The 16,301-nt window shown below is 54.4% G+C and carries 20 protein-coding genes; all 20 read left to right on the top strand.

Annotated features, from left to right (window positions below):
- Positions 1–24: 24 nt before the first annotated feature.
- The 20 genes from Ana3638_RS12250 to Ana3638_RS12155 all read left to right on the top strand — a co-directional run bounded on the left by Ana3638_RS12250 (position 25) and on the right by Ana3638_RS12155 (position 16,300).
- Positions 25–834 (top strand): virulence protein, encoded by an 810-nt coding sequence (locus Ana3638_RS12250; RefSeq protein ID WP_161838283.1) that lies wholly within the window; start codon positions 25–27, stop codon positions 832–834.
- A complete protein-coding gene (locus Ana3638_RS12245) occupies positions 827–1,051 on the top strand; it encodes a DUF4314 domain-containing protein (RefSeq protein WP_161838282.1) in 225 nt (74 codons plus the stop codon). Before Ana3638_RS12250 ends, Ana3638_RS12245 begins: the two co-directional genes overlap by 8 nt.
- 138 nt (positions 1,052–1,189) lie before the next feature.
- Positions 1,190–2,089 carry an amidoligase family protein gene (locus Ana3638_RS12240; protein WP_161838281.1) on the top strand — a complete coding sequence of 300 codons (900 nt, stop codon included), beginning with the start codon at positions 1,190–1,192 and terminating at the stop codon, positions 2,087–2,089.
- Between the two features lie 45 nt (positions 2,090–2,134).
- Entirely contained in the window at positions 2,135–2,593 is a 459-nt protein-coding gene (locus Ana3638_RS12235) for a gamma-glutamylcyclotransferase family protein (protein ID WP_161838280.1), read from the top strand.
- Entirely contained in the window at positions 2,586–2,774 is a 189-nt protein-coding gene (locus Ana3638_RS12230; protein ID WP_161838279.1) for a DUF5049 domain-containing protein, read from the top strand. The genes Ana3638_RS12235 and Ana3638_RS12230 overlap by 8 nt, the downstream gene beginning before the upstream one ends.
- A 78-nt stretch (positions 2,775–2,852) precedes the next feature.
- Entirely contained in the window at positions 2,853–4,457 is a 1,605-nt protein-coding gene (locus Ana3638_RS12225) for a terminase large subunit (protein WP_161838278.1), read from the top strand.
- Positions 4,454–5,701, top strand: a complete 1,248-nt coding sequence (locus Ana3638_RS12220; protein WP_161838277.1) for a phage portal protein — start codon at positions 4,454–4,456, stop codon at positions 5,699–5,701. The genes Ana3638_RS12225 and Ana3638_RS12220 overlap by 4 nt, the downstream gene beginning before the upstream one ends.
- Entirely contained in the window at positions 5,698–6,384 is a 687-nt protein-coding gene (locus Ana3638_RS12215; protein WP_161838276.1) for a head maturation protease, ClpP-related, read from the top strand. The genes Ana3638_RS12220 and Ana3638_RS12215 overlap by 4 nt, the downstream gene beginning before the upstream one ends.
- 19 nt (positions 6,385–6,403) lie before the next feature.
- Positions 6,404–7,609 (top strand): phage major capsid protein, encoded by a 1,206-nt coding sequence (locus tag Ana3638_RS12210; protein ID WP_161838275.1) that lies wholly within the window; start codon positions 6,404–6,406, stop codon positions 7,607–7,609.
- A 13-nt stretch (positions 7,610–7,622) separates the two neighbouring features.
- Entirely contained in the window at positions 7,623–7,838 is a 216-nt protein-coding gene (locus Ana3638_RS12205) for a head fiber protein (RefSeq protein ID WP_161838274.1), read from the top strand.
- Positions 7,839–7,857: 19 nt separating this feature from the next.
- Positions 7,858–8,175: a head-tail connector protein gene (locus tag Ana3638_RS12200; RefSeq protein WP_161838273.1), complete on the top strand. Its 318-nt coding sequence runs from the start codon at positions 7,858–7,860 to the stop codon at positions 8,173–8,175.
- Between the two features lies 1 nt (position 8,176).
- Positions 8,177–8,506, top strand: coding sequence for a head-tail adaptor protein (locus tag Ana3638_RS12195; RefSeq protein ID WP_330587551.1), 330 nt, complete (start codon positions 8,177–8,179; stop codon positions 8,504–8,506).
- 10 nt (positions 8,507–8,516) lie between these two features.
- Positions 8,517–8,948: an HK97 gp10 family phage protein gene (locus Ana3638_RS12190; protein WP_161838272.1), complete on the top strand. Its 432-nt coding sequence runs from the start codon at positions 8,517–8,519 to the stop codon at positions 8,946–8,948.
- Positions 8,945–9,286: a hypothetical protein gene (locus tag Ana3638_RS12185; RefSeq protein ID WP_161838271.1), complete on the top strand. Its 342-nt coding sequence runs from the start codon at positions 8,945–8,947 to the stop codon at positions 9,284–9,286. Before Ana3638_RS12190 ends, Ana3638_RS12185 begins: the two co-directional genes overlap by 4 nt.
- Before the next feature lie 2 nt (positions 9,287–9,288).
- Positions 9,289–9,879, top strand: a complete 591-nt coding sequence (locus tag Ana3638_RS12180; protein ID WP_161838270.1) for a major tail protein — start codon at positions 9,289–9,291, stop codon at positions 9,877–9,879.
- 8 nt (positions 9,880–9,887) lie between these two features.
- Positions 9,888–10,286 carry a hypothetical protein gene (locus Ana3638_RS12175; RefSeq protein WP_456298137.1) on the top strand — a complete coding sequence of 133 codons (399 nt, stop codon included), beginning with the start codon at positions 9,888–9,890 and terminating at the stop codon, positions 10,284–10,286.
- Between the two features lie 192 nt (positions 10,287–10,478).
- Positions 10,479–12,944 carry a phage tail protein gene (locus tag Ana3638_RS12170; protein WP_161838269.1) on the top strand — a complete coding sequence of 822 codons (2,466 nt, stop codon included), beginning with the start codon at positions 10,479–10,481 and terminating at the stop codon, positions 12,942–12,944.
- A gap of 14 nt (positions 12,945–12,958) precedes the next feature.
- On the top strand, positions 12,959–13,810 hold the full coding sequence (locus Ana3638_RS12165; protein WP_161838268.1) for a phage tail family protein: 852 nt from the start codon (positions 12,959–12,961) through the stop codon (positions 13,808–13,810).
- 2 nt (positions 13,811–13,812) lie between these two features.
- Positions 13,813–15,780, top strand: a complete 1,968-nt coding sequence (locus Ana3638_RS12160; protein WP_161838267.1) for a siphovirus ReqiPepy6 Gp37-like family protein — start codon at positions 13,813–13,815, stop codon at positions 15,778–15,780.
- A 97-nt stretch (positions 15,781–15,877) separates the two neighbouring features.
- Positions 15,878–16,300 (top strand): hypothetical protein, encoded by a 423-nt coding sequence (locus Ana3638_RS12155; protein ID WP_246240167.1) that lies wholly within the window; start codon positions 15,878–15,880, stop codon positions 16,298–16,300.
- Position 16,301 lies beyond the last annotated feature (1 nt).

Raw genomic sequence — 16,301 nt, 5'->3', positions numbered from 1 at the left:
CCAAAGGCTAAGGAGGCTTATCAAATGGAAATCAGATTTAATGTTACAGGAACCAGGCGCAAGGAGCTGCTCGAAGCGGCAAGCGGGATTCTCGGTTGGGCTCCAGTCTACAAAGGAGCACCCAGCTTCGCCTATGTGGTAGCAAACGTCATCATCAGTAAGGACGGAACCCTCTCCTTTGATGAACGCACCGACGAGTCAGCCGCAAGGAGACTTCTGGAGGGTTTACACGCGGCGGGTTTTGTTTCACAGGACCCAGAAACTGGGATGCCCTACGATATTGAGGAAGTCATGGAGGAATTCCGACGGGGGCCGGTCGAGATTTACATTCCCGAACTGGCACCCTGCAGAAACCCCGACCACGACTACTACGCGGAAGGGCCTTCTGAAAGGGATATTCCCGATACGCTGACGATAGAAATCCCGCTGGATGGTTTCACCCAAGCGGCGCTCGAAAACCTTGATCGGCTTATCGCCAGCAAGGCATCGCTTATCAAAAAGGCCATTGGTACCGATGAACTTCCAGTCGAGCGGACGGAAACAACGCTCAGATTCCCCTGGTTCCGCTTCGGAATCGAACCAGAAGAAGTCAATGCCTACTCCCGCTTCATTGGCGCCCTCTGTGCGGCGGCAAAGGAGCAGCATCGGGTAACCGCCAAGGAAAAGTCTGTCGAGAATGAGAAGTTCGCCTTCCGTGTGTTCCTCATCAGGCTGGGCTTTGTGGGCGACGACTATAAGACGGCGCGGAAAATCCTGCTCAGGAACCTATCGGGCAACAGTGCCTTTAAGAACGGTGCGCCGCCGAAAACCACGGAGGTAGCAGCCGATGAATAAGTTCCCTTCAAAGGAGACCGTGGAGCGGCTCCGAAAACAATACCCTTCGGGCACACGTGTGGAACTGGTGTGGATGAATGACCCCTACTCCAAGCTGAAACCGGGCGACAAAGGAACCGTGGACTTCGTGGACGACACGGGTACGATTTTCTGCTCTTGGGATAACGGCTCCACCCTCGGAGCTGTGTACGGAGAGGATGTAGTCAAGAAGCTGTAAGACGCCCGGTTTAGCAAAGATACACCCATATATTGATGTAATTTTTCGAGCCGAATTTGCTTGATATATCAAGCCTTTAGAGTGATATATGTACATGCCGAAAGGCACAAAACATACACACTCAGGAGGAAAACCACAGTGTTTACAAACAGATTTGGGATTGAGATTGAGTTCACAGGCATCACAAGAAACGAAGCGGCAAAGGTTGCGGCCGAATACCTCGGCGCCACGGTTGCCAGTACGGGCGACTACTACGATACAAAAAAGGTCACAACTTCGGACGGCCGAGTTTGGAAGATAATGAGCGACGGCAGTATCAACTGCCAAAAGAAAAACGGCCGCCAGAAGATAGCCGCCACCAGGGAGCACAGTGTCGAACTGGTCAGCCCCATCCTCACCTACCGCGAGGATATCGAAACCTTGCAAGAACTGGTGCGAAGGCTGCGCAAGGCTGGTGCCTTCACCAACAGCAGCTGCGGGATTCACATTCACCTCGATGGTTCAAATCACACACCGAGGAGCATACGCAACTTCGTGAACATCATCGCCAGCAAGAACGACCTTTTTTATAAGGCCCTGCAGATAGCGCCGGAGCGGATGAGCTACTGCAAGAAGATGGACGCCCTTCTGGTCGACAAGATGAACCGCCGTAAGCCCAAGACCATGCGGGCGATTGAGGAGCTTTGGTACGAAGGCTACAGTGAGAGCCGCGACAGGCATTACCACCACAGCCGCTACCACTTCCTGAACCTGCACAGCTTTTTTACGGGCAACCACACGGTGGAACTGAGGGGCTTCAACAGCGAGCTTCATGCCGGAAAGGTCAGAAGCTACGTGGTCTTGGCCCTGGCCCTCAACCACCAAGCCCTGACACAGAAATGCGCATCGGCAAAGAAGCCGCAGACTGAGAACGAAAAGTTCGCCATGAGGACTTACTTAAACCGCATCGGCTTCATCGGCGAGGAGTTTGCAAACTGCCGCGAACACCTGACCGCCCATCTGGACGGCTCGGCGGCATGGCGATTTCGGGCGGCCTGAACCGCCCGAGAAGCCGAAACCCTAAGAAGGAGGACATAGAGAACAATGGATAAGAGATTGTACATCGCCTACGGCTCAAACCTGAATATAGCACAGATGGCGAATCGGTGCCCCACCGCGAAGGTGGTTGGCGCCAGCGAAATGAAAAATTGGCGGCTCCTGTTCCGGGGAGCACACGCGGGTGCCGTGGCCACGGTAGAACCTTACAAAGGCGGCAGCGTTCCCGTATTAGTCTGGGAACTGACGCCCGCAGACGAGGCGGCGCTTGACCGTTACGAAGGCTGGCCCTTCCTCTACCGTAAGGAAACAGTGAAAGTGAAACTGGACGGCAAGACCGTAAAGGCTATGGTTTACGTTATGAACGAGGGCAGGCCTCTGGGCCAGCCAAGCTGCTATTACTATACCACCATATTGGAGGGTTACAAGGACGCGGGCTTCGATTTGGATATCCTGCGCCAGGCTACCTCCGACTCGGTGGAGACTGAAGGTGTCACTTATGACTGAGAAAATAAAAGAGCAAATTCTCGCCATACGGGAAAGCGGCGTCACGAATATGTTTGATGTGAACCGCGTCCAGTACGAGGCCAACAAGCGAGGCTTCTACGAACTGGTGGTGTTCCTTATAGACCACAGGGCTGAATATTGCCGCTTCATCCTGACCGGCGAGTCAGAGGAAACTGATTAAACAAACAGGCATGCAAAAGGAAAGGGCTTCTACGGAGGCTCTTTCCTTTTGCCCATTTTTGCAAAGGAGGTGGTGCCCATGCGAAAACTTAAGAAATACAAGCCGACCACCTTCATGGCCGAGGGATCTTGCTATGACAAAAACGCAGCTGACTACGCCGTGTCCTTTATAGAGGCTCTCTCCCATACAAAAGGTTCCTGGGCGGGAAAGCCGTTTGAACTCATTGACTGGCAGGAGCAGATTGTCCGTGACATATTTGGAATTCTCAAACCTAACGGGTACCGCCAGTTCAACACAGCGTATGTGGAGATTCCCAAAAAGCAAGGCAAATCGGAACTTGCAGCAGCCATTGCGCTGCTTCTGACCTGCGGCGATGGCGAAGAACGTGCCGAGGTGTATGGCTGCGCGGCTGACCGCCAGCAGGCATCCATCGTATTCGAGGTGGCAGCAGACATGGTACGCATGTGTCCGGCGCTATCCCGGCGCGTCAAGCTGCTCTCTTCCACCAAGCGGCTGATATATCTTCCAACCAACAGTTTCTACCAGGTGCTGTCTGCGGAAGCGTACTCCAAGCACGGCTTCAATATCCATGGCGTGGTGTTTGACGAACTGCATACCCAGCCCAACCGCAAGCTGTTTGACGTTATGACGAAAGGCTCCGGCGATGCCCGTATGCAGCCGCTGTATTTCCTCATCACTACAGCGGGATCTGATACGCAGAGCATCTGCTATGAAACACATCAGAAAGCGCTGGATATCCTCGAAGGCCGAAAACACGATCCCACTTTCTACCCGGTGATCTACGGAGCCAAGGAAGACGATGACTGGACAGACCCAAAGGTATGGAAGAAAGCCAATCCCTCCCTTGGCATCACGGTCGGCATTGATAAGGTTCGGGCCGCCTGCGAGAGCGCAAAGCAGAACCCAGCCGAAGAAAACAGCTTCCGGCAGCTCCGGCTCAATCAATGGGTTAAGCAGTCCGTCCGTTGGATGCCGATGGTGAAATGGGATGCCTGCGCATTTCCGGTGGACGCTGAAAGCCTTGAGGGGCGTATCTGCTATGGCGGGCTTGACCTTTCCTCCACCACGGACATAACAGCCTTCGTGCTGGTATTCCCGCCGCTGGATGAGGAAGGCAAATATGAAATCCTGCCGTTCTTTTGGATACCGGAGGAAAATATTGACCTGCGTGTCCGGCGTGACCATGTACAGTACGACCTTTGGGAGAAGCAAGGCTTTTTGAAAACCACCGAAGGCAACGTTGTGCATTATGGGTACATCGAGCGTTTCATTGAGGAACTCGGCGAGAAATATAACATCCGTGAGATCGCCTTTGACCGGTGGGGCGCCGTTCAGATGGTTCAGAACTTAGAGGGGCTGGATTATACGGTCGTCCCATTTGGTCAGGGCTTCAAAGATATGTCTCCTCCGACAAAAGAGCTTATGAAGCTGACGCTGGAAGAAAGAATCGCCCACGGCGGGCATCCCGTCCTACGGTGGATGATGGATAACATCTTCGTCAAGACCGACCCTGCAGGCAATTTAAAGCCGGATAAGGAAAAAAGCACCGAAAAAATAGACGGTGCAGTGGCAACGATTATGGCGCTCGACCGGGCCATCCGCTGCGGAAATGGCAACGGCGGCGAGTCGGTGTACAACGAAAGGGGGTTATTGATACTATGAGTATATTTTCAGGCCTGTTCCGCTCAAGGGATAAGCCCCAAAACCGTGTGGGCGGAGCGTTCTCTTTCCTATTCGGGAGCACGTCCAGCGGCAAAACGGTCAATGAACGGACTGCCATGCAATCGACTGCGGTGTATGCCTGTGTGAGGATATTGGCCGAATCAATCGCCGGACTGCCGCTGCATGTTTACCGGTACCGCATAGACGGCGGCAAAGAACGTGTCGCACAACATCCGCTCTACTATCTGCTTCATAATGAACCTAATCCTGAGATGACTTCATTCGTGTTCCGTGAAACGCTGATGAGTCATCTTTTGCTTTGGGGCAATGCCTACGCGCAGATTGTTCGGAACGGCCGCGGGCAGGCTGTCGCGCTTTACCCACTACTGCCCAATAAGATGGATGTCAGCCGTGCTCCAAACGGCGAACTGGTCTACACCTATTACCGGGATGCTGACGAAAGCGGCCTAAAGCCGAAAGGCGGCTATGTAACGCTCCGAAAGGATGAAATTCTCCACATCCCCGGCCTTGGTTTTGACGGTCTCATTGGCTACAGCCCCATCGCTATGGCGAAAAATGCCATTGGCATGTCGCTGGCTACTGAAGAGTATGGCGCAGCATTCTTTTCAAATGGGGCCAATCCCGGCGGTGTTTTGGAGCATCCCGGTGTCATCAAGGATATACAGCGGGTAAAGGACAGCTGGAACAGCGCCTACCAAGGCAGTGCTAACGCCCACCGTGTGGCGGTTTTAGAGGAAGGCATGAAGTTTCAGGCCATTGGCATACCGCCGGAACAAGCCCAGTTTCTGGAGACACGGAAATTTCAAATCAATGAAATCGCCCGTATCTTCCGTGTACCGCCCCACATGGTGGGTGATCTTGAGAAGTCCAGCTTCTCCAACATTGAGCAGCAGTCGCTGGAGTTCGTTAAATATACACTCGATCCATGGGTTGTGCGCTGGGAACAGAGCCTTCAGCAGTCGCTTATCCTGCCCTCCGAGAAACCTTCGCTGTTCATCAAGTTCAATCTTGACGGCCTGCTTCGCGGCGATTACCAAAGCCGCATGAACGGGTACGCATTCGGTCGGCAGAACGGCTGGCTGTCGGCAAATGATATCCGTGAATTGGAAGACATGAACCGCATCCCTGCCGAGGAAGGCGGCGACCTGTATCTGGTCAACGGCAATATGCTCCCGCTTTCACAGGCGGGCAATTTTTATCAGAAGGAGGCTAACGGCCAATGAGAAAATTCTGGAACTGGGTGCGGGATTCCGATGAGGAGCGCACCCTTTATCTGAACGGAGTAATATCCGAGGAGACCTGGTGGGGTGACGAGGTCACTCCGAAGCAGTTCAAAAACGAACTGCAGGCAGGCTCAGGCAACATTACGGTGTGGATTAACTCTCCCGGCGGTGATGTGTTCGCGGCTGCGCAAATCTACAATATGCTGATGGACTACACCGGAAAAGTCACCGTAAAGATTGACGGGCTGGCGGCAAGTGCGGCTTCTGTCATCGCAATGGCGGGCGGCGACGTATATATGTCCCCCGTGTCCATGCTTATGATTCATAACCCCTCCACCATTGCCATCGGCGACAGTGAGGAAATGCTGCGAGCAAAGGCTCTATTGGATGAAGTCAAGGAGAGCATCATCAATGCTTATGAACTGAAGTCAGGGCTTTCCCGCGCAAAACTCTCGCATCTCATGGATGCGGAGACGTGGATGAATGCGAATAAGGCCATTGAGCTTGGTTTTGCAGACAAAATCATGTTTATGGAGAGTGAGCCGCCTGATTCGGAGGATAGTCTTATTTTCAGCCGTATGGCGGTCACTAACTCACTTATTCGCAAGCTGCCAAAACAACAACCGAAAAAAGGCACCCCGATAGAGTCGCTGGAAAAGCGGCTCTCTTTAATTTCTCACTAAATTGAAGGAGGAAAATACAATGAGCAAGATTTTGGAACTGCGCGAAAAGCGCGCTAAAGCGTGGGACGCGGCAAAAGCATTCCTCGATGCAAAGCGTGGCGGTGACGGACTTTTGTCCGCCGAGGATACCGCTGCCTACGAGAAGATGGAAAGCGATGTTGTGGCACTGGGCAAGGAAATCGAGCGCCTTGAACGCCAGGCCGCCATCGACCTTGAACTCTCTCATGCAACCAGAGATCCAATAACCAATACACCTTCCAAAGGCGCCGAGGAAAAAACCGGCCGTGCGTCCGCCGAGTACAGGAAAGCATTCTGGAACGCCATGCGCACCCGCGCAGGAGAAGGACTTGATCCAAGTGTTAAAAACGCTCTTCAAATCGGTACAGACACCGAGGGCGGATACCTCGTGCCTGACGAATTCGAGCGTACCCTCGTGGAAGCCCTCGAAGATGAGAACATCTTCCGTACACTGGCCAATGTCATCACCACCTCTTCCGGCGACAGGAAAATCCCCGTTGTGGCAACCAAGGGCACGGCCTCCTGGGTCGATGAGGAAGGCGCTATCCCCGAAAGTGATGACAGCTTCGGTCAGGTATCCGTTGGCGCCTACAAACTGGCAACCCTAATCAAGGTTTCCGAGGAACTTTTAAACGATTCTGTGTTCGACCTTGAAGCCTACATCTCAAGGGAATTCGCAAGGCGTATCGGCAACAAGGAAGAAGAAGCGTTCTTTACCGGAGATAGCATTGGCAAGCCTACCGGCATCCTTGCCGCCACAGGCGGCGCCCAAATTGGCGTAACTACGGCAGGGGCTACGGCTGTAACAATGGACGAGGTGCTCGACCTGTTCTACTCGCTTAAGGCGCCCTACCGCAACAGGGCTGTATTCGTAATGAATGACGCCACCGTCAAGGCAATCCGCAAACTGAAGGACGGTCAGGGCCAGTACCTTTGGCAGCCCTCCCTGCAGGCGGGTACGCCCGATACCATCCTGAACCGGCCTCTGTACACCTCGGCATATGTTCCTACCATCGCCGCAACCGCCAAGACCATCGTGTTCGGCGACTTCAGCTATTACTGGGTGGCCGACCGTCAGGGACGTATGTTCAAGCGGCTCAACGAACTCTATGCCGTCACCGGGCAGGTAGGCTTCGTGGCTACCCAGCGCGTGGACGGAAAGCTAATACTGCCGGAAGCTATAAAGGTTCTCCAGCAGCACGCGTAAGGGGGGCTGACCTATGGGCTACAACTCAAAGAACCATATGGAACAGGGCGGCGAAAAGTGGGTCATCGGCGGTACGCTGGAAATTCTGCCGGGAGCCTCGGTAACGGGACTCCCGGCGGCGGAAAATCAGCCAGACAGCACTGCCACCGATGCCGCCGGTTTGATCACGGACTTCAACGCCTTGCTCGCCAAACTGAAAGCGGCGGGTCTTATGGCGGCCGACGAATGACCGAAAGGAGGCGGGCGGCATGACAACAGATAACCTTCTCCCCAAGGTAAAAGCAAACCTAATCCTTAAGCACGATGCGGACGACGACCTCCTGATGGGTTACATCAAAGCCGCCGTCTCCTATGCGGAGAGCTACCAGCATGTCGCCGAAGGCTACTATACCGAGAACACCATGCCTCCGACCACCGAACAGGCAGTAATCATGCTGTCGAGCCATTTCTATGAAAGCAGGGATGGCTCAACGGCCGGTTTCTTCTCCGACAACGTTCAGGCAAGCCAGCAGGTATGGAACACGGTGAACCTCCTACTTCGTCTTGAACGGAAATGGGGTGTCTGATATGGGCTTTGGGAAGATGAATACATTCATCGAAATTATCAGCACGACACCAACCAAAGACGCGGAAGGCTTCGCTACCATAGGCGACTCCGTCCTCGCCTCTGTTCGTGCCTATAAGGAAGACCGGCATGGCAGTGAGCGCTGGACAAATATGGCGGCGTTTTCATCTGCGTCCTCTCTATTCCGGTTCAGGAAGATACCCGGCTTGACGGTTACGGCTGAGATGATTATCACCTGCTCAGATGGCAGATACCGTATACTCAGCGCGGAGGATGTCAGGGCCGTGGAATGTATACCGAGGTTCTGGCCGAGCGGCTGGAGCCATCAGTGAGGTGATTAATATGGCAAAAGTCAATGTAAAGATGCCGGATGAATTCCTCCTGCGGTTATCCCGGCTGGGAGATCAGATCGATGTGATCGTGCCACGAGTGCTGGAGGCCGGCGGCAATGTGGTGTTGGAGAAAGTCAGGGGCAACCTTCGTACAGCTATCGGCAAGGACACGAAATACCCCTCCAGAACCACGGGTGAGCTGGTCTCCTCCTTGGGCCTTTCGGATGCAAAACAGGACAGGGACGGCAACTATAACGTGAAGGTTGGTTTTGCAGAGCCGCGCTCTGATGGCGGGAGCAATGCAAAAATCGCCAACATCATTGAATATGGCAAGCACGGCCAGCCTGCAAAGCCCTTCCTGAAGCCAGCGAGAACAGCATCCCGGAAGCCTTGCACCGATGCGATGATCGCTAAACTGGAGGAGGAGATCGGCAAGATATGAACATTTTATCGGAACTGAATACCCTTATAACCGCCGTCCCGCTCCCCGTGGAGACCGGCATTTTTTCAGGTGAAGCTCCGGATGAATATGCCGTGATACTTCCGCTTTCAGATATCTTTGAAGTCCACGCGGATAACCGCCCAGGCTTCGAGGTGCAGGAAGCGCGGATATCCCTGTTCTCAAAAGGCAATTACCTTCAACGCAAACAGCAGATCACAACAGCCTTGCTGAACGAGGATTTCACGGTGACCGAGCGTCGGTATATCGGCTATGAGAGTGATACCGGGTATCACCAATACGCCATTGATGTGGCAAAAAACTACGGATTGGAGGAATAACTATGGCAACTATCGGTCTTGACAGACTGTACTATGCAAAGATAACCGAGGATGTCAACGGCGAAGAAACCTATTCAACGCCCGCTGTCCTTGCTAAAGCCATGACCGCCGAGCTATCGGTGGAACTCGTTGAGGCCATACTTTACGCCGATGACGGCGCCGCCGAGGTCGTAAAAGACTTCAACAGCGGGACGCTCACCCTCGGCGTGGACGATATCGGCCCGACTGTCGCGGCGGATTTGACCGGCGCAACCACAGACGACAACGGTGTTTTGATCTCGGCCAGCGAAAACGTGGGGACGCCCGTTGCGGTGGGCTTCCGTGCGCAGAAGGCCAACGGCACCTACCGCTACTTTTGGCTCTATCGCGTGAAGTTTGGCCTTCCTGCCACCAACCTGCAGACGAAGGCTGATTCCATCACCTTTTCCACGCCCACCATCGAGGGAACGGTCATGCGCCGGAACAAGCTGGACGGCATGGGCAAGCACCCATGGAAAGCGGAGGTCACCGAGGGCGCACCCGGTGTCTCTTCGGCCACCATCACCGGCTGGTTCTCGCAGGTTTACGAGCCGGTCTACACGCCGGAACCATAGGAGGTGTGATGATGGATAATGAGAGAAGCGCCGTCATCAATATCGGCGGCACAGAGTTTGAACTGATACTCACAACACGCGCCACAAAGGAAATCGCCCGCCGCTACGGGGGCTTAGAAAACCTGGGTGAAAAGCTACTCAAGTCCGAAAACTTCGAAATGGCGCTGGACGAAATTGTGTGGCTGATCACGCTTCTTGCGAACCAGTCCATCCTCGTCCATAACCTGAAGAACAAGGAAAATCCGAAGGCTACTCTGTCGGAGGAGGATGTGGAGCTTCTTACATCGCCGCTGGAATTAGCAGCGTATAAGAGCGCCATCACCGAAGCGATGTTCAGGGCACAAAGCGCAACATCGAAAGCGAGGAAGAAACCACAAAAAACGTGCAAGTCGGGTAACGGACGCTGAAGTCTTTACCCGGCTTTATTATTACGGCACGGTGCAAATGGGCATGTGCACGGAGGAATTCTGGCTTATGCCCATTGGTTTGTTCCTCGACCTATGGGCTTGCCATAAGCAGTGGCACGGAATTGAGAAGCCCAAGAAAACCATGACAATAGATGACATTATCCCGGAAGGTATATAGAAGGAGGTGACGGTATGGCGGATAATTTTGGCCTGAAGATAGGGCTGGAGGGCGAAAAGGAATTTAAGCAGGCGCTCTCGGACATCAACCAGTCCTTCAAGGTGCTGGGTTCCGAGATGAACCTGGTGTCCTCGCAATTTGACAAAAATGACCAGAGTGTGCAGGCGGTAGCGGCCCGCAATGAGGTATTAAATAAGTCCATCGATGCGCAGAAGGCCAAGATCGAGACCCTTCGGGCGGCATTACAGAACGCCACCGACTCCTTCGGCGAGAATGACAGGCGCACTCAGAACTGGACTATACAGCTGAACAATGCCGAGGCTGAACTCAACAATATGGAGCGCGAACTGAATGAAACCGGCAGCGCGGCCGATGATACGGGAGTCAAGTTCGAGAAGCTGGGCGGCGTCCTCAAAGGGATAGGCATCGCAATGGGCGCCGCGTTCGCGGCTGTCGGCACTGCCACGGTCGGGGCGGCCAAGGCCCTCACCGATATGACCGTGGGTGCTTCGCAGTACGCAGACGAAATCCTCACCATGTCCACGGTCACCGGCATGAGCACAGAATCGCTCCAGGCATATAAATATGCCGCCGAACTGGTGGACACCTCCATGGAAACCCTGACAGGCAGCATGGCCCGAAACATCCGCTCCATGTCCTCCGCCCGCGAAGGCACGGGAACCGCTGCGGCTGCATATAAGGCACTGGGCATTTCCGTGACCGACGCCAGCGGCAACCTCCGGGATTCGGAAACCGTGTATTGGGAGGCCATCGACGCGCTGGGCAACGTGGCGAATGAAACTGAGAGAGATGCCCTTGCCATGCAACTTTTCGGCAAGAGCGCACAAGAATTGAATCCTCTCATTGCGCAAGGCTCGGAGGGTATCAAGCAGCTCACCACTGAGGCACAGGCGATGGGCGCCGTTATGAGCCAGGAATCGCTGGAAGCCCTCGGCAGGTTCGATGACTCCATGCAGCGGCTCAAATCCGGCAGCGAAGCGGCGAAGAACGCCCTCGGCATGGTGCTCCTGCCCCAGCTTCAGATACTTGCCGATGACGGCGTGGGCCTGCTGGGCGAATTTACCCAGGGACTGAACGAAGCAAATGGCGATTGGACGAAGATAAGCCAGGTCATCAGCAGCACCGTGGGCGGTATCGTAAACATAATCCTCAAGCAGCTGCCCCAGGTTATCGAACTGGCCTTAAGCATCGTGACATCCATTGGCGGAGCGATCACGGAGAACCTACCCATCATTGTGGATGCGGCTTCACAGATTGTCATGACGCTGCTGCAGGGGTTGATTAACGCGCTTCCGGCGCTGACCGAAGGCGCACTCCAGCTTGTATTGGCGCTGGTGAATGGCATCGTTTCCAACCTGCCTGCCATCGTTGAGGCGGCTGTGCAGATGATTGCCACGCTGGTCAGCGGAATCGGCGCAGCATTGCCGCAGCTTATCCCAGCCATCGTGCAGGCAGTTGTTTTGGTAGCCCGCACGCTGGTGGAGAACCTTCCGCTCATTCTGGATGCGGCGCTTCAGCTGATTGTGGGCCTTACGCAGGGACTTTTGGATGCGATACCCCTGCTTGTTGCGGAACTGCCCGCCGTTATTGAGGCCATCGTAGATTTTCTAATCAGTGCAATTCCTGAAATCATCGATGCGGGTATTGAACTGCTTACCTCACTGATTGACGCACTGCCGGAAATTATCGAGGCAATCGTAGAAGCGATCCCGCAGATCATTGACGGCATCGTTACAGCCGTGCTGGAGTCCATCCCCCAGCTTATCGATGCCGGGGTAAGGCTCCTTGTTTCGCTCATCCAGAACCTGCCGAAGATCATCACTACCATTGTGGCGGCCATCCCGCAGATCATCACATCGCTGGTCAACGCCATCATCGGTAACATCGATAAGATCATCCTTGCCGGTGTCCAGCTTCTGGTCGCGCTGGTTGCGAATACTCCGCGCATCATTGTGGAGGTCGTCAAAGCCATCCCGCAGATCATCGGCGCCATTGTGCAGGCCATCGTTCAGAGCGTTCCTAAGATGGCACAGGCCGGCCTCAACCTCATTAAAGGACTTTGGAACGGTATAAACGATGCGGCCGCCTGGCTTTGGAATAAGATATCCGGTTTCTTTGGAAACATCATGGATAGGATAAAGAACTTCTTCGGCATCCACAGCCCCTCATCACTGTTCGCCGGACTCGGTGAGAACATGGGTCTTGGCATCGGCGTAGGCTTTGAGCGGGCGATGGCTAAGGTTGGCGAGGATATGAAGAACGCCATCCCCAGGAGCTTCGACGTGGATACGGGTTTGAATTTGTCCGGCTCCCTTGCGCGGAGCAGCAGCCCTGCAGGAACAAGCGGCGGCACCACCATCAACCAGAGCATTTCCGTGGTCACGCCCAAGGCACTGTCTGAAAAGGAACTGGCGCGGGAATTCAAAAACCTGTCCCGCAAGCTGGCTCTGGCGTATTAAGGAGGGCTGTATATATGGAATTGACATATACCAATGCAGGCAGCGAGAGCATCACACTCAAACAGAGCCGCCCTTATTTTCTTACAAAAATAGATGGCACGGGCAACGTGCGCCAAACCGTCAATACTTTCAAGGCACCGGAGCAGGACGGCGCCTTTTATATATCCTCCACGCTGGATATGCGCAACATCACGCTGGAAGGCACGGTCATCGCGGATACGCCGGATGAGGCGTATACCCGCAGACAGCGTTTTCTTCAGATATTCAGCCCGAAGCTGCGCGGCACGCTCCTGTATCGGGGACGGCAGATTGCCTGCGTGGTTGAGGAAGCAGGCTTTACCGTTTCTACCAGGCAACGCATGCCAAACTTCTTTGTCAGCCTGCTCTGTCCGTCGCCGTTCTTCGAAACGCCGGACGAGGTGCGGCAGGAGCTGGCGTCGTGGATACCACTGTTTGGGTTTGCACTGGAGATACCAGAAAGCGGAATGGAGCTTGGGATGCGACAGCCCAGCCAGATAATCACGGTGGACAATATCGGCGATGTGCCCTGCGGCTGTGAAATTGTGTTCCGGGCACTGGGCACAGTAGCGAACCCCGAATTGCTGAACATAGATACCGGCGAGTATATTCGACTCCTTACGACAATGAGCGCCGGAGAAGAGCTACGAATATACACCCACTTCGCTGGCAAGCGCGTGGTCAGAGTGGACGGCTCGACTGAGACGAACGCCTTCTCGCTTTTAGACACCGGCTCGGCCTTCTTCCAACTGACCGCCGGGGTCAATACTTTGCGCTATGACGCTTCGGTCAATATGGAACTGCTGGAGGTCAGCATCTTCTACCGACCTCAATTTCTGGGGGTGTGAACATGGAACTGTATATCTTCAATCAAGACCGGGAACTGGCGGGCATTGTGGAGTCCTTCGAATACCTGCGCTGGACGCGTCGGTACTCCCAGTGCGGCTCCTTTGAACTGAAAGCCACCGCAACACCTGAGAATACCGCGCTCCTGAAGGAAGGAAACATTCTCTGGAAGAGCGATGATGAGGAAGCCGGGATCATCGAGCATCTGGAATTATCCCAAACCGACAGCGAGACCATCACGGCAAGCGGTCGCTTCGCTACATCCTTCCTCGCCCGGCGCATAGTGTGGCAAACGGAAACACTCTCCGGCGACCTCTCGGCTTGTGTGGAGCAGCTTCTAAACAACAACCTCATAAGCCCCTCCGACCCGGCACGGCAGATTCCAGGTATATCCTTTTCGTCACCGAACCTCGGCATACCCATCAGCGCCCAGGTATCGTACCGCAACCTGCTGGATGCGGTGACGGAGATGTGCGACACATCAAGCATTGGAATAAAGACCGTGTTCGCCCCGGCAACTGGTATTTTTACAGTAACACTGTATGCGGGAGCCGTCTCACAGGCGGTGTTCTCCAAGGAATATGAAAACCTGACCGAGCAGACCTATACGGAAAGTGCTGCAGATTACGCCAACTCCGCGCTTGTCGGCGGCGAAGGCGAAGGCGCCGGGCGGACATTTGTGGCCATCACGGGCGGCTCCGGGGAATCCCGCCGCGAGATTTTCGTGGATGCCAAAGACCTGCGGAGCGAGGACTTCGGCGGGGATTACACGGATGCTCTGACCTTCCGGGGTCAAAGCAAGCTGAGCGAGCTTGCGATACGCTATTCCTTCGATGCGTCGGTCAATCCCCATGGCAACCTTATCTACAAAACGGACTTTGACATTGGGCAGACCGTCAAAGTGGTTTCAAAAACTTGGGGTGTATCCATGACCACCCGGATTATGGAGATCGAGGAAACCTATGACGCGGACGGCCAAAGCGTCGGAGTGACATTCGGGAAGTCTGAGCTTACGATTGCCCAGAAGATCCGCTCCGATATGAGTCAGGTCAAAACAGCGCTCTCGGCTTCGACCGGCGTGTCAGAGGTGGCGGAAGCCATCGGCGACTTGACGGAAGTAAGCCCGGCAATCCAGGGCGACACCGTTGCAGATACCATCAACAACCTGTTCGGAAAACTCCCTGCTCTCGAGGTAATCGTAGGCGCGGGAACCATATCAGCCGGCCAGTACGCCCTGCACAACATGGCTCCGGGAGACTCTATATATTTCACCTCGTGGAGCGGTAATAAGTTCAGCGACCAGCCGAGTGACGACGGGCATATCTTTTTGGTCAAGCACAGCGGGGCCAGCACAGGAAACGGCTATCAGCGGGCAATGGGCTTTTTTATCAGCCGGAACACTATGACGTTTTACGTGATTTCGGTTTTTTTATATAACAACCCATCCGGTCAGGCAAACTGGCTGAGTTTCCCGCTTGGTGCGCTTACGGACATAGCAGCCGCCATCCGCGGAAGCACCTTCGCAGCCAGTATCAACAATGTCTATAACGCTCCAGTCTCCGGTGTGAGGATCGCAGACGGTGCCGTCACCGGCGCTAAGATTGCAGACCGTACGATTACCACTGCCAAAATCGCGGCAGCGTTTACTGACTACTCCACGACAGAGCAAAACACAGGGCGTATATGGATAGACGGCAGGACGATCTACCGCAAAGTGGTAAACTTGGGTTCGCTTACGAATGCGACCCCTAAAAGCGTAGCGCACGGCATATCAAACATCAGCACCGTTACTGGCTTAACCGGCATTGCGACAAACGGGACTTTCTTTTTACCGCTGCCGCTTGCGCGGTACAACAACTTTGCCTCGCAAATCGGTCTTTATGCGGATACAACCAATGTCGTTGTGGAACCAGGTAATGACCGGACAGCATTTACTGGTTTCGTGATTTTGGAGTATACGAAAACCATCTGAAAAGGAGGTAATGGCATATGGAGAAAAGCGGTTTTTTTAACTCATCCGGCGGGACAGGGTCTATGACGCAGCGGATTTTGCGGCATATTTCGGAAGTTTGGTCTCAAACGGTGTTTTTTATGCCGCCGCGACAAACCTGCAGGTCACACCAGGAACCGGCTTGGCCGTGAGCGTGGCGGCGGGAAGCGCATGGATCAACGGATACCGGTATGAGAATACGGATGCCCGAAACATTCCTCTGGCAACAGCAAACGGAAGCAATCCCAGAATCGACCGGGTCGTGGTTCGCTTAAGCATGATAAGCCGGAGCATTCAGCTTGCCGTTGTCACCGGCACTCCCGCTCCAAACCCGGTAGCTCCGGCACTGACGAGAACCAGCGACGTCTATGAGCTTGGCATTGCCGATGTGCTTGTACCGGCTGCCGCCACATCAATAGTCGCAAATAACATCACCGATACCCGGCTAAATACCAGCCTTTGCGGGCTGGTCAACTCGCTGGTAACGGCGGTCTACGAGTGAG

The organism is Anaerocolumna sedimenticola (assembly GCF_009931695.1).
Classification (GTDB): domain Bacteria; phylum Bacillota; class Clostridia; order Lachnospirales; family Lachnospiraceae; genus Anaerocolumna; species Anaerocolumna sedimenticola.
Note: the sequence above shows the minus strand (reverse complement) of the source record. Positions and strands in the feature narration are given on the sequence as shown.